The organism is Paraburkholderia diazotrophica, assembly GCF_900108945.1.
GTDB lineage: Bacteria > Pseudomonadota > Gammaproteobacteria > Burkholderiales > Burkholderiaceae > Paraburkholderia > Paraburkholderia diazotrophica.
In genome coordinates, this window is sequence record NZ_FNYE01000005.1 from 249,990 (window position 1) to 273,815 (window position 23,826).

The 23,826-nt window shown below is 63.2% G+C and carries 21 protein-coding genes; 1 reads left to right on the top strand and 20 read right to left on the bottom strand.

Features of this window, described 5'->3' with window-relative positions; genetic code table 11:
* Positions 1-21: 21 nt before the first annotated feature.
* From BMW76_RS09500 to ndk, 17 genes are all read right to left on the bottom strand, one after another.
* The gene (locus BMW76_RS09500; protein ID WP_090864872.1) at positions 22-1,908 is read right to left on the bottom strand and encodes a potassium transporter Kup; all 1,887 of its coding nucleotides are present in this window, start codon (positions 1,906-1,908) and stop codon (positions 22-24) included.
* Positions 1,909-2,206: 298 nt separating this feature from the next.
* Positions 2,207-2,791, bottom strand: coding sequence for a phosphoribosyltransferase (locus BMW76_RS09505; protein ID WP_090864873.1), 585 nt, complete (start codon positions 2,789-2,791; stop codon positions 2,207-2,209).
* Between the two features lie 3 nt (positions 2,792-2,794).
* Entirely contained in the window at positions 2,795-4,141 is a 1,347-nt protein-coding gene (locus BMW76_RS09510) for an adenylosuccinate synthase (protein ID WP_090864874.1), read from the bottom strand.
* A gap of 249 nt (positions 4,142-4,390) precedes the next feature.
* The gene (locus tag BMW76_RS09515; RefSeq protein WP_090864875.1) at positions 4,391-5,542 is read right to left on the bottom strand and encodes an ATP phosphoribosyltransferase regulatory subunit; all 1,152 of its coding nucleotides are present in this window, start codon (positions 5,540-5,542) and stop codon (positions 4,391-4,393) included.
* A 276-nt stretch (positions 5,543-5,818) separates the two neighbouring features.
* The gene (locus BMW76_RS09520; RefSeq protein ID WP_087735440.1) at positions 5,819-6,010 is read right to left on the bottom strand and encodes a DUF2065 domain-containing protein; all 192 of its coding nucleotides are present in this window, start codon (positions 6,008-6,010) and stop codon (positions 5,819-5,821) included.
* Between the two features lie 43 nt (positions 6,011-6,053).
* Positions 6,054-6,974: a protease modulator HflC gene (gene hflC / locus BMW76_RS09525; RefSeq protein WP_090864876.1), complete on the bottom strand. Its 921-nt coding sequence runs from the start codon at positions 6,972-6,974 to the stop codon at positions 6,054-6,056.
* A gap of 11 nt (positions 6,975-6,985) precedes the next feature.
* The gene (gene hflK / locus BMW76_RS09530; protein ID WP_090864877.1) at positions 6,986-8,401 is read right to left on the bottom strand and encodes an FtsH protease activity modulator HflK; all 1,416 of its coding nucleotides are present in this window, start codon (positions 8,399-8,401) and stop codon (positions 6,986-6,988) included.
* A gap of 30 nt (positions 8,402-8,431) precedes the next feature.
* On the bottom strand, positions 8,432-9,661 hold the full coding sequence (gene hflX, locus BMW76_RS09535) for a GTPase HflX (protein ID WP_177200344.1): 1,230 nt from the start codon (positions 9,659-9,661) through the stop codon (positions 8,432-8,434).
* Positions 9,662-9,734: 73 nt separating this feature from the next.
* Positions 9,735-9,971 (bottom strand): RNA chaperone Hfq, encoded by a 237-nt coding sequence (gene hfq, locus BMW76_RS09540; protein ID WP_007580427.1) that lies wholly within the window; start codon positions 9,969-9,971, stop codon positions 9,735-9,737.
* A gap of 165 nt (positions 9,972-10,136) precedes the next feature.
* On the bottom strand, positions 10,137-11,474 hold the full coding sequence (der, locus tag BMW76_RS09545) for a ribosome biogenesis GTPase Der (protein WP_090864879.1): 1,338 nt from the start codon (positions 11,472-11,474) through the stop codon (positions 10,137-10,139).
* Positions 11,475-11,985: 511 nt separating this feature from the next.
* A complete protein-coding gene (gene bamB / locus BMW76_RS09550) occupies positions 11,986-13,131 on the bottom strand; it encodes an outer membrane protein assembly factor BamB (RefSeq protein ID WP_090864880.1) in 1,146 nt (381 codons plus the stop codon).
* 67 nt (positions 13,132-13,198) lie between these two features.
* On the bottom strand, positions 13,199-13,828 hold the full coding sequence (locus BMW76_RS09555; protein WP_090864881.1) for a YfgM family protein: 630 nt from the start codon (positions 13,826-13,828) through the stop codon (positions 13,199-13,201).
* An 88-nt stretch (positions 13,829-13,916) separates the two neighbouring features.
* The gene (hisS, locus tag BMW76_RS09560; protein ID WP_090864882.1) at positions 13,917-15,257 is read right to left on the bottom strand and encodes a histidine--tRNA ligase; all 1,341 of its coding nucleotides are present in this window, start codon (positions 15,255-15,257) and stop codon (positions 13,917-13,919) included.
* Between the two features lie 32 nt (positions 15,258-15,289).
* Complete coding sequence (ispG, locus tag BMW76_RS09565) at positions 15,290-16,603, bottom strand: flavodoxin-dependent (E)-4-hydroxy-3-methylbut-2-enyl-diphosphate synthase (RefSeq protein ID WP_090864883.1); 1,314 nt, start codon at positions 16,601-16,603, stop codon at positions 15,290-15,292.
* Between the two features lie 124 nt (positions 16,604-16,727).
* A complete protein-coding gene (locus BMW76_RS09570) occupies positions 16,728-17,852 on the bottom strand; it encodes a helix-turn-helix domain-containing protein (RefSeq protein ID WP_090864884.1) in 1,125 nt (374 codons plus the stop codon).
* Positions 17,853-18,061: 209 nt separating this feature from the next.
* On the bottom strand, positions 18,062-19,210 hold the full coding sequence (gene rlmN, locus BMW76_RS09575) for a 23S rRNA (adenine(2503)-C(2))-methyltransferase RlmN (protein ID WP_090864968.1): 1,149 nt from the start codon (positions 19,208-19,210) through the stop codon (positions 18,062-18,064).
* 114 nt (positions 19,211-19,324) lie between these two features.
* Positions 19,325-19,750 carry a nucleoside-diphosphate kinase gene (ndk, locus tag BMW76_RS09580; protein WP_090864885.1) on the bottom strand — a complete coding sequence of 142 codons (426 nt, stop codon included), beginning with the start codon at positions 19,748-19,750 and terminating at the stop codon, positions 19,325-19,327.
* A 300-nt stretch (positions 19,751-20,050) separates the two neighbouring features.
* On the opposite strand from ndk, the gene BMW76_RS09585 reads away from it, so the two are divergent.
* Complete coding sequence (locus BMW76_RS09585; RefSeq protein WP_090864886.1) at positions 20,051-20,749, top strand: Bax inhibitor-1/YccA family protein; 699 nt, start codon at positions 20,051-20,053, stop codon at positions 20,747-20,749.
* 113 nt (positions 20,750-20,862) lie between these two features.
* Here the strand turns inward: BMW76_RS09585 and BMW76_RS09590 are convergent, their stop codons facing one another.
* From BMW76_RS09590 to dapA, 3 genes are all read right to left on the bottom strand, one after another.
* On the bottom strand, positions 20,863-21,636 hold the full coding sequence (locus BMW76_RS09590; protein WP_090864887.1) for an MBL fold metallo-hydrolase: 774 nt from the start codon (positions 21,634-21,636) through the stop codon (positions 20,863-20,865).
* Between the two features lie 8 nt (positions 21,637-21,644).
* Positions 21,645-22,793, bottom strand: a complete 1,149-nt coding sequence (gene bamC, locus BMW76_RS09595; protein WP_090864888.1) for an outer membrane protein assembly factor BamC — start codon at positions 22,791-22,793, stop codon at positions 21,645-21,647.
* A gap of 105 nt (positions 22,794-22,898) precedes the next feature.
* Positions 22,899-23,807, bottom strand: a complete 909-nt coding sequence (gene dapA, locus BMW76_RS09600; protein ID WP_090864889.1) for a 4-hydroxy-tetrahydrodipicolinate synthase — start codon at positions 23,805-23,807, stop codon at positions 22,899-22,901.
* Positions 23,808-23,826 lie beyond the last annotated feature (19 nt).

Consider the following 23,826-nt stretch of genomic DNA (forward strand, 5'->3'; position numbering starts at 1 on the left):
ACGCGAGGCGCGCTCGCCGGATCAAATTTCGATCTTCGTCCCCAGCTCCACGACGCGATTTGCCGGAATGCTAAAGAAATCTGTCGGCTTCGCGGCGTTCTGATGCATCCACGCGAACACGCGCTCGCGCCATACCGACATCCCCGGCAATTGCGTCGGCACCACCGTTTCGCGCGCAAGGAAGAACGACGTGTCCATCAGTTCGAACGACATGTCGTGCGTCACGCTGATCTGCTCGAGCACGGCCTTCACATCGGGCGTTTCGTTGAAGCCATACGCGGCCTTCACGAGGAACAGTCCGCCGCCCACGTCCTTCACGGTCAGCCGGTCGTTGTCGTCGACATAGGGAATATCGCGCGTGATGAACGTCAGGAAGATCGTGCGCTCGTGCAGCACCTTGTTGTGTTTGAGGTTATGCAGCAGGCTCACGGGAACCAGCGTCGCGCTGCCCGTCAGATAGATCGCCGTGCCCGACACACGATGCGGCGGATGCGCAAGCAGACCCTGCACGAAAGGCATCAGCGGAATGCCGTCGGCGGCCGTGCGCTCCTTCACGATCATGCGGCCCTTGAACCAGGTCATCAGCAGGAAGAACAGCAGCGCGCCGATGCACAGCGGCAGCCAGCCACCCTCCGCGACCTTGAGCAGGTTCGCGCCGAAGAAGCCCAGGTCGACAGTCATCAGCGCGGCGATGATCAGCGCCACGATGCCCTTGTTCCAGTTCCACACTTTCACCATCACGACGCTCGCGAGAACCGTCGTGATCACCATCGTCGCCGTCACGGCGATACCGTACGCAGCGGCCAGGTTATCCGAGCTCTTGAACGCAATGACGATGCACAGAATGATGAACAGCAGCATCCAGTTGACGACGGGCACATAGATCTGTCCGATCGCAAGCTCCGACGTGTGCAGGATCTTCATGCGCGGCACGTAGCCGAGCTGGATCGCCTGGCTCGTCAGCGAATACGCGCCCGAAATCACCGCTTGCGACGCGATGACAGTCGCGACCGTCGACAGCACGACGAGCGGCAGCAACGCCCATTCCGGCGCGAGCAGATAGAACGGGTTTTCGATGGCCTTCGGATCGTGCATCAGAAGCGCGCCCTGGCCGAAGTAGTTCAGCACCAGCGACGGCATCACGAGCGCGTACCACGCATAGCGAATCGGCTTCGCGCCGAAGTGGCCCATGTCGGCATAAAGCGCTTCGGCGCCCGTCAGCACCAGCACGACAGAGCCAAGCACGACATACGCCTGCAGCACATGCGCGGCCATGAACGAGACCGCGTAATACGGATTGAGCGCCTTGATGACCTCCGGCGACTGCACGATATGCGACACCCCGAGCACGGCCAGCGTGAGAAACCAGATCACCATGATGGGGCCGAACAGGCGGCCTACCATCGCCGTGCCGTGGCGCTGGATCCAGAAGAGCAGCATCAGGATCACAATGGTGAGCGGCAGCACCAGATGCGTGAGCTTGGGCGCAGCGATCTCCAGCCCTTCGACGGCCGACATCACCGAAATGGCCGGCGTGATGACGGCATCGCCATAGAACATGCACGCGCCGAAAATGCCGAGCATCATCAACAAGCCGGCCGCCTTGCTCTTCGCGTCGAACGAGCGCAGCGACAGCGCCATCAGAGCGAGCACGCCGCCTTCGCCGTTATTGTCGGCACGCATCACGAACATCACGTACTTGATGCTCACGACGACGATGATCGCCCAGAACAGCAGCGAAATGACGCCGAGAATGGAACCGTCAGTAAGGGGAATGCCGTGGGAGGGGCTGAAGGCTTCTTTCAGCGCATACAGCGGGCTAGTGCCGATGTCCCCGAAAACCACGCCGATCGCAGCGACTGCAAGCGATGGCAACGGCTGCTTCGGGACGTGATGATTGTTTGTCATAAACGCGAAAAGAATCCGTTCCTGAGCGGCAAAAACGAACGCTATTCTAAAGAATATGGGCATTAAAGCCCACCATTCGACCCGTTGTGCAAACGCCACGTAGCAACGCTTCGTGACAAGCAGTGTAGCATCGCACTCCCGCTCCGGACGGGCATTCGCGAATGTCAATCGCGTGATTGTTAAATTCCCTCCCGCTCGCGTTCGCCAGGTCCCGGACAAAAAAAACGGAGCCCCGAAGGGCTCCGCTCGATTCGCTGCCGATCGCCGCAACGGTGCGCGACGGCATTGACAAGGCTGGCTAGCTTGCGTCCGTCGAACGCTCCTGGCCGCGCTTGATCCACGCGCCGAGATTGTGCGGACGCACTGTGTCCCACTCCTCGAACGGCTGATGGATCCACGGGTTCGTCGCGAGATACTGGACGTGATAGTCCGGCTTCACCTTCGAGCATGCCTTCCACCACAGCACGGCCGAACGCACGGACGTAATGGCCGGATAACGCTCCTTCAGATGCTGCTGCACGCGCGCGAGCGTCACGCCCGAGTCGACCAGATCGTCGACGAGCAGCACGTTGCCCGACAGTTCGCCGCGCGTCATCGTGATGTATTGCGCGATGTCGAGTTCGCCCTGCTCCGTGCCCGCCGCTTCGCGATACGAGCTGGTCGCGAGAATAGCCAGCGGCAGATCGTAGATGCGCGACAGCTGGTCGCCGACACGCAGGCCGCCGCGTGCGAGGCACAGGATCTTGTCGAACTTCCAGCCGGATTCGTGCACGTTCAGCGCGAGCATTTCGATCAGCCGGTGATATTCGTCCCAGCCAACCCACAGATTGCGGTCATCGTTGCGTGGGTCTTTCATCGCAATCATCGGTACACCCTGCGTCATGTATTAAGCCTTGAACGGATGACGGAGAAGAATGGTTTCATCGCGGTCCGGACCCGTCGATACCATGTCGATCGGCACGCCCGCCACTTCCTGCACGCGCGCCAGATACGCCTGGGCATTCGCAGGCAGCTTGTCCCATTCCTTGATACCGACGGTGCTTTCCTTCCAGCCGCCGAACGTCTCGTAGACGGGTTCGCAGCGCGACACTTCATACGCGCCGCGCGGCAGGATGTCGGCATTCTTTCCGTCGACCGTGTAGCCGACGCACAGTTTCACTTCATCGAGGCCATCGAGCACGTCCAGCTTCGTGATGCACAGACCCGACACGCCGTTGATCTGGATCGAGCGGCGCAGCGCCGCGGCGTCGAGCCAGCCCGTGCGGCGCGGACGACCCGTGACCGAGCCGAATTCCTTGCCGACCTTCGCGAGCGTCAGGCCGACTTCTTCCTGGCGGCTTGCGTTGTCCGCGTCGTAGAGCTCGCTCGGGAACGGGCCCGAACCGACGCGCGTGCAGTACGCCTTCGTGATGCCGAGGATGTAGTTCAGCTTCTGCGGACCGATGCCCGCGCCCGACGTGGCCGCGCCCGCGACGCAGTTGCTCGATGTGACGAACGGATACGTGCCGTGGTCGATATCGAGCAGCGTGCCTTGCGCGCCCTCGAACAGCAGGTTGTGGCCGGCGTGGTTCTCGTCGTACAGACGGCGGGAGACGTCCGTGACCATCGGCCTCAGACGGTCGGCATAGCCGAGCATCATGTCGAGCGTCTGCTGATAGTCGACAGCAGGTGCGCCGAGGTATTGCGTGAGCACGAAGTTGTGGAAGTCGAGATTTGCGTGCAGACGTTCCGCGAATGCCTTCGGCTCGAACAGGTCCTGCACGCGCAGACCGCGGCGCGCGACCTTGTCTTCATACGCCGGACCGATGCCGCGACCCGTCGTGCCGATCTTGCCGGCGCCACTGCGTGCTTCGCGGGCCTGGTCGATGGCGACGTGATACGGGAGGATCAGCGTGGTGGCTTCAGAAATGAAGAGACGCTTCTGGACGTCGATGCCGGCGGATTCCAGCTCTTCGATTTCCTTGAAGAGTGCCTCCGGCGACAACACGACGCCATTGCCGATATAGCAGGCGACGCCCGGGCGCATGATGCCCGACGGAATCAGACGCAAGATAGTTTTCTTGCCGCCGATGATGAGCGTATGTCCGGCGTTGTGACCGCCCTGGAAACGAACGACGCCTTGCGCGTGGTCCGTCAGCCAGTCAACGATCTTGCCCTTGCCCTCATCACCCCACTGGGTACCCACGACGACGACATTGCGCCCAGGGTTCACATTCACTGCGCTGGCAGACATGTTGATTCTTAAGCTGGTTAAAAACGTATTTTACCTATGTTCGACGACGGTTCCCGATTTTTTCACCGACTGATCGCGGGATTTTTCCGTTTCGGCTCAAAGGCATGGGATGCGGCGACGCGCTTTGGCGCCGTCACGCGCGGCTCGCGGCGGCACGCATCCCGATCGTTGCGGCGTCACTTTTCAAATGACGCAGTGCGTAATCACGACACTGAGCACGACACTGAGCACGACACTCGAGCGCCACACTCAGGGCTTCGCTTCGACGACCCACTGGCCGTTGCGCTCGATCAGCACGCGATCGCACGCAAATTCGTCGAGCGCATGGTCGTGGCCCGGCAGTGCCTGGATCACGACTTCACCCGCATCGCGCAACGCAGCGACGCTCGTGCGCAGCGCGTCGTCGTGCTGCCACGGCGCGAGAATGGCGCTGCTGCGCGCCTCGATGGGCGAGATGCGCGCGACTTCGCGCAGGTCCAACGAAAAGCCCGTTGCCGCGCGGGCGCGGCCATACGCCTGACCGACCTTGTCGTATCGGCCGCCGCGCGCAACGGCATTCGGCACGCCATCGACATACGCCGAGAACATCACGCCGCTGTGGTACGCATAGCCACGCAGATCGGCGAGATCGATCATCACTTCCGCGCCGCCAACCTGTTGCGCGAGGAACGCGAGATCGTCGAGCGCGCGCGAGATTTCCGGCGCGTTAGGCAGTCGCGCACGTGCCTCCTCAAGCACCGATGCATCGCCGTAAAGCGTGGGCAACGCACGCAGCGCGTCACGCGTGACGGGCGTGAGATTCGCCGTCAATTCGTTCAGCAGCGGCACGTCCTTGCCTGCGAGCGCTTCGAACAACGCCTCGCCGAGCGAGGCTGCAGCTGGCTCGTGGTCGATCAGCGCTGCGAGCACGGCCGCGTGGCACAAATCGAGACGCACCCTGCCGAGGCCCGCGAGATGCAGCGCATCGAGCATCAGTTGCTGGATCTCCAGGTCCGCTTCGAGGCCCGCATGGCCGTAAATTTCAGCGCCGATCTGGATCTGCTCGCGCGTCGCGTGCAGGCCGCGCGGACGTGTGTGCAGCACGTTGCCCGCATAGCACAGCCGCGTCACGCCCTGGCGGTTCAGCAGATGCGCATCGATGCGCGCGACCTGCGGCGTGATGTCGGCGCGCAAGCCCAACGTGCGGCCCGACAGTTGATCGACGAGCTTGAAGGTGCGCAGGTTCAGATCGCTGCCACCGCCCGTCAGCAGCGACTCCAGGTATTCGAGCAGCGGCGGCATGACCATCTCGTAGCCGTATGCGCGAAAACGGTCGAGCAGCCGGCGGCGCAGTTCTTCGATCTTGCGTGCCTCCGACGGCAGCACGTCGGCAATGTTCTCGGGAAGTAACCAGGTCGACATCGATACAGTCCTACGACGGTGAATCCGGCGTCATCACAAACGCCGTTGGAAATATGAATGGCGCGCTGTGCACGGGGACACGATGCATTCGTGCCGGCGCTGCGCGTTGCGTTCGGCCAGCGGCGGCGAATTGCTGGCCGACCGATGCTGTCCAGAGGCGCTGCGGTCAACGCGCGATCGAAACGGGAACCGGCGCGTGATACCGCAAACTCAATGCATGGAGTCCATGTACGTACCGCGCCTCATGAGCGCCGTTCGAAGCCGCATGGTTCTTCGTCATGTCGCAACCATCAGCAGCAACAGCCCGAGCACCATGACGATCAGTCCGCCGATCCGGATATGGTGCGGCGGACGCTCCGCTATTTTACGAAACGTGTCGCGCCAGGCGCTCGGAAATACGAATGGGAACATCCCCTCGATGATCAGCATCAGTGCGATCGCGAGCAAAAACGAGCCGGCTATGTCCATGCGATGCGGCCGCCGCGATGCGTTTGCCGCGGCGCTCCCGTAATCAGTGTTTGTTGTGCGCGCCCGTCGACGCGCCGGAAGTCGGTTGAGCAGCGGCGGCTGCGCCGTCCGGGCTGCGCATGAAGCGGAAGAACTCGCTGCTCGAGTCGACGACCATCACGTCGCCCGGCTTGAAGCTGTTCTTGTAGGCCTGCATGCTTTGGTAGAACTGATAGAACTGCGGGTCGCGGCTGAATGCGTCGGCGGCAATCGATGCGGCCTTGCCATCGCCGTCGCCCTTGATCGACTGCGCCTGCTTGTACGCATCGGCGAGGATCGCCTGCTGTTGATGGCCGGCATCCGCCTTGATCTGATCCGCTTCCGACGCGCCTTGCGCGCGTTCCTGGCTGGCCGCCTCTTCGCGCGCGGCGATCATCCGCTTGTACACCGCGTCGGCCATCGCAGCGGGGAAATCGATGCGCGTGAGTTGCACGTCGACGACATCGACGCCCAGCGACGCCGCGCCCTTCTGCATGCCTTCGCGCGCCTCGGTTGCGATCGCATCCTGCTTCGCGAGCGCGTCGGGCAACGCGTACTTCGCGAATGCGTCGCCGAGCGCGCCGCGCGTGAGCAGCGCGAGACGATCGGGCAGGCTCTGCAGGTCGCCCTTCGTTTCCGCAACCAGCTTCGCGGGATCGGACACACGGAACTTCACGACGGGATTCACCAGCACTTCCGTCTTGTCGGACGTCGCGTAGTGGTCCTCGTCGGGCGAATCGAGCGACTGGATGCGCGTATCCACCGACGTCACCGTCTGCAACGGCGGCGGCAGCTTCACGTGCAAGCCGGGACCGGCAAGCGTCGGCGCGGCATCGCCGCGTGCGGAGACGACGGCCATATGCCGCTGATCGACGACGAACACCATCGACGATGCCGCGAACAGCACGATCACAATGGCTACGACGAGCGCAACGATCTTGTTCATGTTCGCGCTCCTTATTGCAGATCGTCTTCGCGTCCGCGGCTGCGGAGCGAATCGCGCGAACGGAATGCGTCGCTCGCGGCGGCGGCCTGGCTTGCGCTGCTCACAGGCGCGGCGGGCGGCGCGACGATGGTCGGCGGGTTACCGCCCTGGGTTGCCGGCTGCGTGTTCGACGGATTCGACGCGCCCTGTGCATTCGGCGTGGACGGCGCGGCCTGGGCACCCGGAGAGGAGCCAGCCGCAGCGGCCGCAGCCGCTTCGGCCGAGCGCTGACGCGTCTGTTCGACCAGCTTGTCGAGCGGCAAATAGAGCACGTTGCTGCCCGACTTGCTGTCGACGAACACCTTCGTCGTATTCGAATAGATCTGCTGCATGGTTTCGAGGTACATGCGCTCGCGGATCACGGCGGGTGCCTTCGAGTACTGTGCGTACACTTCCTTGAAGCGCTCGGCATCGCCTTCCGCCTGCGCGACCACGCGGTCGCTATAAGTTTTCGCGTCGTCGATGATGCGCGCGGCTTCCGCCTGCGCGCGGGGTAGCAGATCGCTCGCGTAGGCCTGCGCGTCGCGCTTCGCCCGCGCGCGGTCCTGACGCGCTTTCGCGGCGTCGTCGAATGCAGCCTGGACCTGGTCGGGTGCCTGCACGCTCTGGATCGTCACGCCCGTGACGGCGAGACCCGTGCGATATTCATCCAGGGAATGCTGGATCGCTTCCGTCAGTTGCGCACGGATGGCTTCGCGATCCTGATAGAGGATGTCGTTCGTGCTGCGCGAGCCGACGATCCGGCGCACGGCCGCCTGCGCCGCCTGCATCACGCTGAGATCGGGGTCGGCGCTGCGGAACAGGTAGTCGGTCGGCTTACGGATCTGGTACTGAACGGCGAAGCGCACATCGACGATATCGGTATCGTGCGTGAGCATCGACGCGTCCTTCACGTTCGCGAGACGCACGATGTTGTTACGGCCGATTTCGACGGAACGCAACTGGCCGACATTGACGACGTCGTGTGATTCGAACGGATAGGGCAGACGCCAGTGCACGCCCTGCGCAGCCGTGCCGCGCAACTGTCCGAAGCGCAGCACCACGGCTTCCTGGCCATCCTGCACGACGAATACACCACTGCCGAGATAGATCGCGATCAAGACGCCGATGATGATGCCGACGCCGATGCGCGCGCCGCGCCCGTTGTCGGGCCGACGGTCGCCGCCTCCGCCCTTGCGGCCGAACATGCGTGACAGGCGCCGGTTGAAGTCGCGCCACATTTCATCGAGATCGGGCGGCCCTTCGCTTTCCTTGCCGTTAGGCGGACGCTTCGAATCGTTCAGACGCTGGCGGTCGCCATTGCTATCGCCCCGGCCCCACCGCGGGTCGTTCAGCGACAACATGGCACGCAGACGCAGCCAGATACTCCGCTCGTTGTAATCGTTCACCTGTGTTCGTTCACCAGAGTAGACAGCGGGTCAATGCAATTGGAACGGGTCGATGCCCGTGTCTGGGATCTTGCGGTCTTCGCGGTGGTCTTCGCCCGCATCATCGCGCTGATCTTGTTGAAATGCCGCCGCTCTCGGGTCTCCCTCCAACAGTAGACCGTCAGATTCCGAAAGATGTTCGGCTGTCGCGATTTCGGCGATGGCAGCGCGCAGTGTGTCCAGCCCTTGCCCCGTGCGCGCGCTCAAAAAGACGCGCGAAATATTACCATACTCGTCCCGCTCGACCGCGTCGCCTCGGGCCGCCAGTTCTGGCACAGCGTCGATTTTGTTGAACACGAGCACCTGCCGGATCGTGTCCGCGCCGATCTCGCGCAAGACGTCATTGACCTGATCGATCTGATCGAGCCGCACCGCACTCGATGCATCTACAACATGCAGCAGCAGATCGGCGTGAATCGTTTCTTCGAGCGTCGCGCGAAATGCGGCCACCAGTTGGTGAGGCAGCTCGCGGATAAATCCTACGGTGTCCGATACGACGATCTGCCCCGCTTCCTCGCCAAGATAGACGCGGCGCGAAGTCGTATCGAGCGTCGCGAACAACTGGTCGGCGGCATACGCTTGCGCTTTCGTCAGCGCATTGAACAGCGTGGACTTGCCCGCGTTCGTATAGCCGACGAGCGACACCGACATCGTCTGGTTGCGGGCGCGCGCGCGGCGCTGCGTGCCATGCTGGCGGCGCAGCTTTTCGAGCCGCCCCTTGAGCATCTTGATGCGATCGCCGATCAGCCGGCGGTCGGTTTCGAGCTGCGTTTCACCGGGGCCGCGCAGGCCGATACCGCCTTTTTGCCGTTCCAGGTGAGTCCACGCGCGAACCAGCCGCGTCGCGAGATATTGCAGTTGCGCAAGCTCGACCTGCAGCTTGCCTTCATGGCTGCGCGCGCGCTGCGCGAAGATGTCAAGAATGAGGCTCGTGCGGTCGACGACGCGTCTGTTAAGCGCGCGCTCCAGATTACGTTGCTGCGCCGGCGCGAGTGCGTGATTGAAGATGACGATTTCGATGTCGTTCGCCTCGCACGCGACACGCAATTCCTCGGCCTTGCCGCTGCCGACGAACATGGCGGCATCGGGGCTCGAACGGCGTCCGGTGAGGGTGACGGCAGGATGGGCGCCCGCACTTTGCGCGAGCAGGCTGAGTTCTTCGAGACTGGCTTCGAAATCGATTTTGCCGAAGTCGATGCCGACAAGCGCTGCGTTGATCAAATTGGTGGATGTCAAAATGAAGCGGCCGGTCAGTGTCGCCAGCCGACGACGCTCGACCGGCCGCGACGAGAGGTTAGGACGATTCGGAATCGGGATGGAAATTTACCGGACGGGCAGGCACGACGGTCGAGATTGCGTGCTTGTACACCATCTGGGTCACCGTATTCCGGAGCAACACGACGTACTGGTCGAACGATTCAATGTTCCCTTGAAGCTTGATGCCGTTGACGAGATAGATCGAGACCGGCACATGCTCTTTACGCAGTGCGTTCAAAAACGGGTCTTGTAACAATTGCCCTTTGTTGCTCATAGCAAACTCCGTATTTTTTTGCAGGTTGACTTAATTGCCGGCGAAGAAAAAGAAATCCGCCGTCAATCGCTACACTATAGCCGATTTTTATTGACCAGCGCTTCGCCTGGCCATTCGGCCAGGAGCCAGTCTACATGCGGGTTTCGGGCCCGGTCGCCAGCGCGTTCAGCCCTTGTCCGCGTAGGGGTTCGTCGACGACCGGAACTCTATCCGCAATGGAGTGCCCGTCAGCGCAAAAGTTTCCCGGAAGCGGTTTTCAAGGTAGCGCTTGTACGTGTCGGTGACGGCATCGAGCGCGTTGCCGTGGATCACGATGATCGGCGGATTCTGCCCCCCCTGGTGCGCGTAGCGCAGTTTCGGACGCACGGGGCCGCGGCGACGCGGCTGCTGGAACTCGACAGCTTCGATCAGCGCACGCGTCAGCTTCGGCGTTGGCAGCTTAGACATCGCGGCCTTGTAAGCATCGTCGACGGAGCGCATCAGCGGGCCGATTCCCGTCTTTTCAGCTGCGGAAATGAAATGGAACTTCGCGAACTCGAGGAATTTTAGCTTGCGCTGAAGATCGTTTTTCGTGCGCTCACGCACATGCGGATCGAGCCCGTCCCACTTGTTCACGCCGACCACGAGCGCCCGCCCCTGCTCGACGACGAAGCCGGCGATATGCGCGTCCTGCTCCGAAATGTCCTGGCGCGCGTCGAGCAGCAGGATCACGACGTTGGCGTCGGAGATCGATTGCAGCGTCTTCACGACCGAGAATTTTTCGATTGCCTCGAACACCTTGCCGCGTTTGCGCAGGCCGGCCGTGTCGATCAGCGTGTATTTTTTGCCTTGCCGCTCGAAGTCGACGTAGATCGAATCGCGCGTGGTGCCGGGCATGTCGAACGCGATCACGCGGTCTTCGCCGATCAGCGTATTCACGAGCGTCGATTTGCCGACGTTCGGCCGCCCGACGATCGCGATCTTGATGCCGTGCGCTTTCTTCTCTTCCTCGCTCTCTTCCGGCTGGCCGGCGTATGCAGCGTCGAGCGCCTCGTTGATCATCTCCGCGACGCCGTCACCGTGCGCAGCGGAAATCGCGCGCGGATCGCCGAGGCCGAGCTCGTAGAAGTCAGCGGCCACGGCCGAATAGCGCATCCCCTCGGCCTTGTTGACGACGAGGAAAATCGGCCGGCCCGTCTTGCGCAGATAGTCGGCGATCGACTTGTCCTGCGGAGCGAGACCGTTGCGGCCGTCGACGATGAAGACGACGATGTCCGACTCTTCGACAGCCTGGCGCGTCTGGCGCGCCATTTCGTGCAGAATGCCGTCCTTCGCGACGGGCTCGAAACCGCCCGTATCGACGACGAGATACGGCCGGTCGCCGAGGCGCCCTTCGCCATAATGACGGTCGCGCGTAAGGCCCGGCAGATCGGCGACGAGCGCATCGCGCGAACGCGTGAGCCGGTTGAACAGCGTGGATTTCCCCACATTGGGGCGCCCGACGAGGGCAATAACGGGTTTCATCAGATGTTGTTCACAGTGAAGCGCGGCGTCGAAAACCCGACCTTCCGCACTGGCAACGCCATGCGGCCGTTGCACGGCTGCGTTTGACGAAAATTATCACGAATTTGACCCATTTCGGACGCGCGGAGCTTGCGCATACGAACGGATTTCAGGTTGGCTGCCTGAGTGGCTGCGTCGAGCGTTGAGCACAAGGCTCGGCACGCATTGCATCGAATGCACGACGCAGCGATTGCGCCGCCGCCTCGTTGCAATTGTTCACCTACGACAGCAGCACAACGCGCATTGAACGATCGCCCGCGCAGCCCGACTGACGATCTCGAATTGTTGACGGCATTGCAGGCGGTCCGCCTGGTCCTGTCCGACAGGATTCAGGTAGCAGCCATGTGCCGAATCATCAGGCGCCATCGACGACGTCGGCGCCAACAAAATGCATGCGGCCGGCAAAGCCGGCCCGCAAGTCACCGCACGGCGCCTCTGTAATCTTCAAACGCGCCGCACAGCCGAACAGCCTTTAACGCGGACGGAAACCGTACAGGTCGCCGTCATGCGTCTGCACGACCAGCGTATCGCCGGCCAGGACGGGTGCAGCCGTGATCGCGCTGCCATCCGTCTTCGCGCGGGCGACGAACGTGCCGTCGTCACGCGACAGGAAGTGCACGAAGCCCTTGTAGTCACCCACCACGGCAGCATGGCCGAGCAGCAGCGGCACGCTGACGTCGCGGCTCTTCAGCTGGTCGTTGCGCCACAACTGCTGGCCCGTCGTAGCGTCGAACGCCGAGACGATCGCCCAGTCATCGCCCGCCACCACGACGCGGTCGTCCTGTGCGAGGCCGCTCGTGCTCGAGAACGCCTTTTCCCACAGCGCACGGCCCGAGTTCGCGTCGAAGCAGCCGAGCTGTCCCTGGAACGTCACCGCGCAGGTTTCGGCGCCGACCAGCGTCGGCGGGCCCGTCACGTCATTGATGCGCTCGACTTCCGTCACGCCCTTCGGATACGACACGGGCGTCGTCCAGTAGGCATCGCCCGTCTGCAGGTTGATCGCCGCGAACTGGCCGCCCGGGAAGCCGGCCAGCACGGCCGCGTCGCCCGCGAACGTCATGCCCGACGACACGCGCAGATTGAGCGGCACCGCGCGATTGCGATAGTTCCACTTCTGCTCGCCCGTTTGTGCATTGAACGCGGTGATCTGGCCGTCGACGGTGCGCACGACCACGAGACCGTTGCCGACCAGCGGCGGCGACAGGATTTCGCCCGGCGCGGTGCCCTTCCACGACAGCTTGCCGTTCTGGTCGAGCACGAACACTTCGCCCTTCAGGCCGCCGACAGCCGTGAGCGTGCCGTCCGTGCCGACGCCCGCCGACAGGTCGCCGTCGAGTTTCGTGCGCCAGACGTCCTTGCCCGTCTTCGCGTCGATTTTCGCGACGGAGCCGTTCGCGCCCGCCGCGTATACGGCGTCGCCGACGGCCACGGGCGAGAACATATAGCGCCCGGCCTTGCCGACGCTAGCCGTCCACGTCTGCTGGACATCGAGCACGGACTTGAACTCGGTGAGCGGCGTGGGCACGCGGCGCTCGTCTTTCGACGATGAGCAGGCCGTCAGAGCGAGCACGGTCATCGCACAGGCAACGGGCACGGCGTAACGTTTCAGCAGATTCATCGGTGAGCGAAGCATGTAGGTTCTAGTGATCAAAAGGAAACGGCAAGCGCTGCAACAGCTGCAACGCTCAGCCGCCCAGCGCGTCGAGCTTGAACTGGATCAGCTGACGGGCGGACGCATCATTCTTCGACAGCGAGTCGAGCGCGAGCTTGTACGCGGCGCGCGCGTCGTCGCGTTTGCCTTCGGCGGCGAGCAGATCGCCGCGGCGGTCGGCGACCACGCCCTTGAACGCACCCGATTGCGGCTCGCCGAGCAACGCAAGACCGGCGTCATAAGCCTTCTCGTCGAGCAGCAGTGACGCAAGACGCAGCTTCGCGATCTGCTTGAATTCGTCGTCCTTCGCATGGTCGACGGCCCATTGGAGCTGCGCCTTCGCGCCCGGCTCGTCGCCCGCTGCGTAGAGCGCCTTCGCGGCCGTGAGCGCCGTCATCTGCGCATACGCGGTGCTGCCGAACTTGTCTTCCATGTCGGTGGCGACGCGCGTAATGATCGCCTTGTCGGTGCCCGCTGCCGCCTGCTGGACCTGGTCGTACAGCACGGCCGCTTCCGCTGCCTGATGACGCTGCCAATAATTCCAGCCGTTCCAGCCCGCTGCGGCCACGAGCGCCACCAGCACGATCCACGTGGTCGCGTTACCCCATTGCGCCCACCATGCCTTCAGGCTCTCAATCGATTCTTGTTCGTCGTGGTAACTCATCGCGACGCGATTCCCTCTTTCCTGGTGCCTTGTCTGATTGGGGCCGCAGCTTTTGCGGCCCGTTTAACGACGATGCGCGACGCCGCGATCAGTCGTCGCCGTCTTCGGTGGACGCAACCATCGCATTGATTAGATGTTCGGTCAAGTTTTCCAGCGGCACCGTTTGCTGCTCGCTCTTCGCGCCGCTCTGCGCCGTGTCGCGCAGCGCCTTGACGCCTGCCGTGCCGTTCGCGATCTCGTCCTCGCCGAGGATCACCGCGAACGCGGCGCCGCTTGCATCGGCGCGCTTCATCTGCGACTTGAAGCTCGCTGCCTGACCGTCAGGACTGCAATGCAGAATCACGTCGAGCCCCGTGTCGCGCAGACGCTCGGCGACGATGAACGCCTGCTCGCGAGCCGCCTCGCCCTGATGCGCGACGTACACATCGCAGCCTTCCGCTTCGGGCACCAGATCTTCTTCTTTCAGCAGCTCGAGAATACGCTCGACGCCCATCGCCCAGCCGCACGCGGCCGTCGGCTTGCCGCCCAGCTGCTCGATCAGCGGATCGTAACGGCCGCCCGCCGCGACCGTGCCTTGCGCGCCGAGCTTGTCGGTGACCCATTCGAACACGGTCAAATTGTAGTAATCGAGACCGCGCACGAGACGCGGGTTGATCGTGAACGGAATGTTGTTCGCCTTGAGAAGGCGCTGCAGTCCTTCGAAGTGCGCGCGCGATTCCTCGCCGAGAAAATCGATCAGCTTCGGCGCGTTCTGTACGACTTCCTGCATGGCCGGATTCTTCGTGTCCAGCACACGCAGCGGGTTCGTATACAGACGGCGCTGCGCGTCGTCGTCGAGCACGTCGACGTGCTTCTCGAGATACGCGATCAGCTCCACGCGATGCTTCGCGCGCTCTTCGGCGAGACCCAGCGAGTTGATTTCGAGCTTGATGCCCGTCAGGCCGAGGTCGTCCCACAGACGCTGGCACATCAGGATGATTTCCGCGTCCGCGTCGGGTCCGGCGAAGCCGAGCGCCTCGACGCCGACCTGATGGAACTGGCGATAACGGCCGCGCTGCGGACGCTCGTGGCGGAACATCGGCCCGATGTACCACAGGCGCTTCGGACCGTCGTACAGCATGTTGTGCTCGATCGACGCGCGCACGACGGCGGCCGTGTTCTCCGGACGCATCGTCAGGTTCTCGCCGTTCAACGCGTCAGTGAAGCTGTACATCTCTTTTTCGACGATGTCGGTCACTTCGCCGATGCCGCGCGTGAAGAGCTGCGTATGCTCGACGATCGGCGTGCGGATATTCTGGTATCCGTACGAACGCAGCATCGACTTGACAGTCGTTTCGAAAAATTCCCACAAGCCGGCGTCCTGCGGAAGGATGTCGTTCATGCCCTTCACGCCGGACAACTTTTCAAGCCGTTTCTTCTGTTCAGTCATCTGTATTCGGTTGACGAATGGGGTGGAGCGAATCAGTTCGTCGCTTCGGCGCGGACCGCATTGGGACCATAGCTGCGCTCGACGTAATCGCTCACGATCTGCTGGAATTCTTGCGCGATGTTTTCGCCGCGCAGCGTCTTGACCTTCACGCCGTCGATAAAGACAGGCGCGGCCGGATTCTCACCCGACCCAGGCAGGCTGATGCCGATGTTCGCGTGCTTCGATTCGCCCGGACCGTTGACGATGCAACCCATCACGGCCACGTGCATTTTCTCGACACCCGGATACGTGCCGCGCCACACGGGCATCTGCGTGCGCAGATACGTCTGGATTTGCGACGCCAGTTCCTGGAACAGCGTGCTCGTCGTGCGGCCGCAGCCCGGGCACGCGATGACCATCGGCGTGAACGAACGCAAGCCCATCGTCTGCAGGATTTCCTGGCCGACGATCACTTCGCCCGTACGCGATGCGCCCGGCTCCGGCGTCAGCGAAATGCGGATCGTGTCGCCGATACCCTGCTGCAGCAGCACCGACAGCGCGGCCGTCGACGCGACGATACCCTTCGAGCCCATGCCCGCTTCCGTCAGGCCCAGGTGCAGCGCGAAGTCGCAACGGCGCGCGAGTTCCTGGTATACGGCGATGAGGTCCTGCACGCCGCTCACCTTGCACGACAGGATGATCTTGTCGCGGCCGAGGCCGAGCTCGACGGCGCGTTCCGCCGAACCGATCGCCGACTGGATCAGCGCTTCGTACATCACGCTTTGCGCTTCCCAAGGCTCGGCGCGAGCGGCGTTCTCGTCCATCATCTTCGCGAGCAGGTCCTGATCGAGGCTGCCCCAGTTCACGCCGATGCGCACCGGCTTGTCATACTTCGCGGCCGCTTCGATCATCTGCGCGAACTGCGTGTCCCGCTTCGCGCCCTGGCCGACGTTGCCCGGATTGATCCGGTACTTCGACAGCGATTCCGCGCAGCCCGGATAGTCGCGCAGCAGCAGATGGCCGTTGTAGTGAAAATCGCCGACGAGCGGTACCGTCACGCCCATGCGGTCGAGTTGCTCGCGAATCGCGGGAACGGCTGCCGCCGCTTCCGGCGTGTTCACGGTGATGCGCACGAGTTCCGAACCCGCCTGCGCCAGCTCCTTCACCTGGATCGCGGTGCCGATCGCGTCAGCCGTATCCGTGTTGGTCATCGACTGCACGCGCACGGGCGCGTCGCCGCCGATCGTCACGAGCTGGCCGCCCCAACGGACGTCGACAGCATGCGAACGGCGACGCGGCGCATGACCGCCGAACACCGGCACGTTCGAAACAATCTGACTGCTGGATTTCACTTGATCGGAGTGCATCGATAAACCCGCTTACGCCGCCCGCTCGCGGCCCGGAAAGCGTCCCGGCCGGTCGCTGAATACGACGCGTGAATTGACAAAGCGTCGCGGCCTCAAAAGCCGCAACGCACGCGATTGAACTGCGTCAGGGCAACGCGAAGCGTGCCACATTGCCCTTCGCCGACGCATATTTGGCCGGGTCGACCGGCTGGCCGTCCAGCGTGATCGAATCCAGACCCGCCTTGTTGCCGACCGTCACCTTGAGCGGCGGCAACCCGCTTACTTCTTTCGTCTCGCCCGCATGCACGAGGCCCGAGAACATTTCCTTGCCGTCCTTCTGGCGCACGCTGAACCAGCTGTCCTGCTTGACGGCCAGCGCGATCGTCGACGAACCCGCTGGTGCGGCGGACGGCTCGCTCGCAGCCGACGCCGACGCCGCAGCCGCGACTGCCGGCGCAGCGCTCGCCGCTTTCGGCGCGGCGGCGGCCGGCGTAGAAGCCGATCCGGCCGACCCAGCCGATGCGATCGAGGCCGATGCAGCCGTCGAAGCCGGCGCGGCGCCTGCCGTCGGCAGCGGCGCGGGCATCGGCGTGGCGGACGCGCCGTCGGCGGCGGCCGCCTGCGTATCCGTCTGCGCCTGCGATGCCGCGATCTCACCCGTCGCGGCTGCGCTACTGGCGGACTCGCCCACGGCCGCCGACGCCTTGTCGGTTGTCGCAGGAACGCCCGCGATTCCCTTCAGCCGCGCGAGCCACGCCGTCGACTCGCCATTATTCGTATGCCACATGGCGAGCGCGATCAGCACGACGATGGCAAGCGCCACGCCCCACATCCACGAACGCCGGCGCGGCGCGCTGCCGCCTAGCGACAGCGATACTTTCCCGCGCGGCAAATCCATCCCTGCGGAAGCCGGCATCGTCAGCGCCGGCTCGGGCACGCCTTTTTCGCGGCGCAGCGCCTGGGTCATCGGGGCCGGATCGGCGCCGACGATCTTCGCGTAGCTGCGCACGACGCCGAGCGCGAACGTGGTATCCGGAAGCTGGCTGAGATCGCCCGCTTCGAGTCCCCGCAGCTTGCCCGGCGCGACCTTCAGACGCGCCGACACATCCTCTACCGACAAGCCCTTCGATTCGCGCAACTGCGCGAGCCGTGCCCCGACGGCAGCCAGCGAGTCGAACCCGCCCGGCTGCGCTACTGCCGGTGCCGCTGACAGCGGGCGCCCCGAATGCGTATCTTCGTCGTGCGGTTGCGGGTGCTGCGGCTCACTCATCCCAAATCCTTTCGCGTCGATTCTTTTTTCACTCTTGCGAACCGGCGGCACATGGCTTCGTCCCGTTTCGCAGACCGTTTATAACAAAATGCGCGGCTGTGCGTGCCGCTTCCGATCGCTTTTGCAAACTTTCTTTTCGCTTCGCGCGACGAGGCCCGTCCCGATATGCAGACTGGCTGAGATCCCGGCTCATTCGCCTGTCACGAGCCTTACACCGCGCGAACTTCGATGACTTTCGCCTTCCCCGTGCGCTCTGCAAGGCGCGTGCGATCCTTGACCGCGCCGGCCAGCTGGCCGCAGGCAGCGTCGATGTCATCGCCGCGAGTCTTGCGCACTGTCGTGACGACCCCTGCGTCGATCAACACCTGCGCGAACCGTTTGATTTGCTCGTTCTTCGAGCGCAACAGACCCGATTCCGGGAACGGATTGAACGGAATCAGGTTGAACTTGCACGGCACGTCACGCGTAACGGCCAGCAACTCGCGTGCGTGCGCCTCGCTGTCGTTCACCCCGTCGAGCATGCAGTACTCGAACGTGATGAAGTCGCGCGGCGCGACTTTCAGATACCGCTGGCACGCGGCCATCAGTTCGCGCAGCGGATGTTTCTTGTTGAGCGGCACCAGCATGTCGCGCAACGCGTCGTTAGGCGCGTGCAGCGAGACGGCGAGCGCGACGGGCAGATCAGCGCCGAGCCGGTCCATCATCGGCACCACGCCCGACGTGGACAACGTGACGCGCCGGCGCGACAGGCCGTAGGCGTTGTCGTCGAGCATCAGGCGCATCGCGGGCACGACGGCGTCGTAATTGAGCAGCGGCTCGCCCATGCCCATCATCACGACGTTCGTGACGACGCGCTCGCCCTTGCCCTCACCGCCCGTCGCGCGGCCGCCGGCCTCGCCGAGCGACGCACGCAGCGCAAATTCGGCCATGCGAAGCTGGCCGATGATTTCGCCCGTGGTGAGATTGCGTGAGAACCCTTGTTTGCCCGTCGAACAGAACCGGCAGTTGACCGCGCATCCCGCTTGCGACGACACGCACAGCGTGCCGCGCGTTTCTTCCGGGATGAAGACGGTTTCGACGGCGTTGCCGTTGCCGACGTCGACGAGCCACTTGCGCGTGCCGTCGGCGGAAATATGGTCGCTGACGATGCCGGGCATCGTGATCGATGCGCGGCCCTTCAGCTTTTCGCGCAGCGACTTCGCGAGATCGGTCATCCCGTCGAAGTCGGCAGCGTTGTACTGGTGAATCCAGCGCTGCAATTGCTTGGCGCGAAACGGCTTCTCGCCGAGGCTGTCGCAATACGCGACAAGGCCCGCGGCGTCGAGATCGAGAAGGTTGACGGTTGGACTGCTCGTCATATCGAATCCTGCCATTGAGTGCGAGACTGCGTTCATGCAACAAGCTGCATGAACGCGGGTACCGTTCGCGCCCGCTCCTGCTGCTGTTACTGCTGTCCTACTGGCGTTATCTGCTTAGCGCGAGTAGACGTTGACTTCCGGGAAGAAGAACGCGATTTCGACGCGAGCCGTTTCTGCTGCGTCCGAACCGTGGACTGCGTTCGCATCGATGCTGTCGGCGAAGTCAGCACGGATCGTGCCCTTGTCGGCCTTCTTCGGATCCGTTGCACCCATCAGATCACGGTTTTTCAGAATGGCGTTTTCGCCTTCCAGAACCTGAACCTGCACCGGGCCCGAGATCATGAATTCGACCAGATCCTTGAAGAACGGACGCTCTGCGTGCACAGCGTAGAACTTCTCTGCGTCGGCGCGCGACAGAGCAACCATGCGCGATGCCACGATCTTCAGGCCAGCGTTTTCGAAACGGCTGTAGATCTGGCCGATCACGTTCTTGGCCACTGCGTCCGGCTTGATAATCGACAGGGTGCGTTCGATCGCCATAAAAACTCCAGAAAATTAAGAGGTTACAGATTTAAATGAATCCGCTATTGTAGCATGTTCCCGTGTATGATTGCGATTGAACCCTTACGATCCTGTAAGGGTCGAAGTTCCGATACCGAAGATGCGGGCCGGTGGGTAACAAAACGTAATAGCGGGTGAATTCCCCGGCGTTGAAACTCCTCGTTCTCGCGTTAATCTTAGGGTTGTGGATTCGCGTGCCGGCGGCAACCCGTCTGCCAGCAGCGTACGAAAACCGTTGCAAGCCACTGCGCAACACTGCGTCCGACGCAAGGAGAGACCATGAACGAATATCCCTATAACTTCGGCCGGGGCGGTTCCGTCACCACGGCCGAAACCCGCAACCGCGTACTGCGCAACACCTATTGGCTGCTCGCGCTGTCGATGGTGCCGACGGTAATCGGCGCGTGGGTGGGCGTCGCGACCGGCTTCTCGCTGTTCGCCGCGACCAGCCCCGCCATGAGCATGCTCGCGTTCTTCGCGATCGCCTTCGGCTTCATGTTCGCGATCCAGAAGACGAAGGACAGCGCCGCCGGCGTATTCGTTCTGCTCGGCTTCACGTTCTTCATGGGCCTGATGCTGTCAAGGCTGCTCAGCTTCATTCTCGGCTTTTCGAACGGGCCTTCGCTGATCATGCTCGCGTTCGGTGGCACTGGTGTGATATTCGCCGCAATGGCGACGGTCGCCACGGTTAGCAAGCGTGACTTCTCGGGCCTCGGCAAGTGGCTGTTCGTCGGCGTGATCGTGCTGCTGCTGGCGATGGTCGCGAACCTGTTTCTGCAACTGCCCGCGTTGATGCTGACGGTATCGGTGCTCGCGATCGTGATCTTCTCAGCGTACATGCTGTTCGACGTGCAGCGCGTCGTGAACGGCGGCGAGACGAACTACATCACGGCGACGCTGGCGATCTACCTCGACCTGTACAACGTGTTCGTGAATCTGCTGTCGATCCTCGGTATCTTCGGCGGCAACCGTAACTGATCGATCGCTTCAACGCCTGAACCAAAACGAAACGCCCGTGACGAGCAATCGTCACGGGCGTTTTGCTGTCTGCACTAACAAGACTGCGAGCGCTCTCGCCGCGGCCACGACTTTTAAAGACTGAGCCAGCCGAACCCTTCGCCTTGCGTGGCGACCACCACTTCCGTCGCCGCCGCGCCGAGCACAGCCGCCATCGCCGCTTGTGCCAGTTCCGGCAGATTGTTCTGCTGGCTCAGATGCGCGGCAACCACATGCCGCAGCTTCGAACGATCCAGCGACGCAAGGATTTCCGCCGCCGCCTCATTGTTGAGGTGCCCATGATTGCCACCGATCCGCGCCTTCAGCGACGGCGGGTAACGCGAAGCCGCAAGCATCTGCACATCGTGGTTGCATTCGAGCACGAGCGCGTCGCAGCCGCTCAGCACCGCGCTGATATGCGGCGTCGACGTACCGACGTCCGTCAGCACACCCAGGCGCGACGCGCCATCCGAAAACACGTATTGCAATGGCTCGCGTGCATCGTGCGGAACGGTGTACGGCAACATGCTCAGATCGCCGATCGTGACGCTTTCGTCGCTCCACATCACATGCAGATCGACATCGGCTTCGTCCGCGCCGACCGCACGCGCGGTGCCCCAGCTCATGTAGAGCGGAATCGATAGCTTGCGGGCGAGCGTCAATGCGCCGCCGATGTGATCGCTGTGTTCGTGAGTGATGAGAATGGCGTCGAGTTCATCGACGCCCGCGCCTAGCCGCTCCAGCCGGCGGGCTATTTCCTTCGCCGAGAAGCCGCAGTCCAGCAGAACCCGCGTGGTCGTCGCTCCGTTTTGGGCCTCGACCAGCAATGCATTGCCTTCACTGCCGCTTCCCAGACTGGCGAATCGCACGACCCGCCTTAGTTCAGTTGCGCGTGCAGCAGCGACACGATGCGCTGCGCGTCCGACGACGTATCCACCTGGCCGTTTGCATCGACGACGGCAACCTGCGTCAGCGTGTCGCTCTTCGAGCGCACGTTCACGAGAAACTCGTGAGCATCTTTCTTCGTGCTCTTGTCGCTGTAGAACAGCTTGCCGAAGATGCCGTCGCGCTTGAGTTCCTGCATTGAATCCGCGTAACGCACGTAGTAGATGCCCTTTTCGCGATCGCGGTTGTCGACGGTAAAGTTCGTGCGATCCAACGCGAGGCCGACACGCAGCCACGCGCGGTCGAACGATTCAGGCAGATCCAGCGTCGCGCCGCCCGCAGCGCTGTCGAGCTGCGCGTGCGCCGTCGACGCACGCGCATCGGTCAGCAACTGCTTCGATTGCGCGTCGCTGAGGCCGAACTTTTGCATCAGCTTGGCGAGGAACTCGGCTTCCAGCGCGGGATTGCGCGGACGCTCGACCCAGCGCGACGACGTCTTGTCCTGCCCCGTCAGCACTTCTTCCATCGCGGCGTGCGTGATCGAGATGTCGGTTGCGCCGCTCGCATCGCGCGAGACCAGCGTGCGGAAGCTGTCGCGCGTACCCGACGAGTACGCGAAATCGATCACCTTGCCGACCGTGCGGCGGAACCAGTCGTCAGGAATGTTCGCGCGATTCTCGGCCCAGTCGGTGGCCATGATGCCCGTCGTCGGCGCGTCGGTCTTCAGCGAAAAGCCGTTCTCCGTCCAGAATTCCTTCAGTTGCGGCCACAGCTGTTCCGGCGTACGACCGTCGACGACCAGCCAACGGCGATCGCCGTCGCGCTCGACGTGCATGCCGAGCGGGTCCCGCGCGCTCGGCACGCCTTCCGTCAGATTGCCTGCCTGCGTCTTCGCCCGCTGCGGCGCGCCGCCGAGCGCCGTGCCCACGGGCGGCGCCACGTAGCGCTGATCGATCTGCGCAGCCGTCAGATCGCTCGGCACGGCGAGCGGCGGCGCGCTCGTCGTGTCCTTGTAGTTCACACGGTCGGACGCGAGTACGTCGTTCAGCGACTCGCAGCCAGAAAGCGACACAACCGTGCCAGCCGCAAGCGTCAACGCCGCCAGGCGCGTTGCGTGGAGGGAAAGTGCGGAACGTTTCATGGGGTCCTTCGTGAAGCTAAACGCGCTGCCTGGTTCGGTGCGGGACCGGGGGCGATATCGACGTCAGTTGAAAAAATGCCGGGAGGCGCCTGAACCTTCAGGCGCTCAGCCCAGCAGCCCCGCCTCGCGCAGCGCGGCGCGGACTACGTCGTGGTAGCGCGCGTCGAGCGGCGTGAGGGGCAGACGAATGCCGCCCTTGACGCGGCCCAGTTGCTGCAACGCCCACTTCGCCGGAATCGGATTCGATTCGATGAAGAGGTTCTTGTGCAGCGAGAGAAGTTTCAGATGGATCTCACGCGCCGTCTTCGCGTCCGCCGCGATCGCGGCCTTGCACAACTCGCTCATCAGACGCGGCGCAACGTTCGCCGTCACCGAGATATTGCCGTGGCCGCCCAGCAGCATCAGCGCGATCGCCGTCGGATCGTCGCCGCTGTAGATGCCGAAGTGCGCCGGCGCCGACTTGATCAGGTGCGCGGCGCGGTCGACGTTGCCCGTCGCTTCCTTCACGCCGACGATGCCCGGCACGTTCGCGAGGCGCAGGATCGTTTCGTTCGACATGTCCGCGACCGTGCGGCCCGGCACGTTGTAGAGGATCACGGGCAGATCGACGGCCTCGGCGATCTTCGCGAAATGGCGGTAGATGCCTTCCTGCGTCGGCTTGTTGTAGTACGGCACGACCTGCAGCGTCGCATCGGCCCCCACTTTCTTCGACTGCTCCGTCAGCTCGATCGCTTCCGTCGTCGAATTGGCGCCCGCGCCCGCGATCACGGGAATGCGGCCGGCCGCCTGTTCGACGGCCGTCTTGACCATCAGCACGTGCTCTTCGACCGACAACGTCGCCGATTCGCCGCTCGTGCCGACCACGACCAGCGCGTTCGTGCCCTCTTCGATATGCCAGTCGATCAGTTTGCGGAAGGCCGGCAGATCGAGACTGCCGTCTTCGAGCATCGGGGTGATGATGGCGGGAATGCTGCCGCGAATCGCGACGCCGTCTTGCTGAGTGCCGTTAGCCATGAAACGCCATGAATTTGTT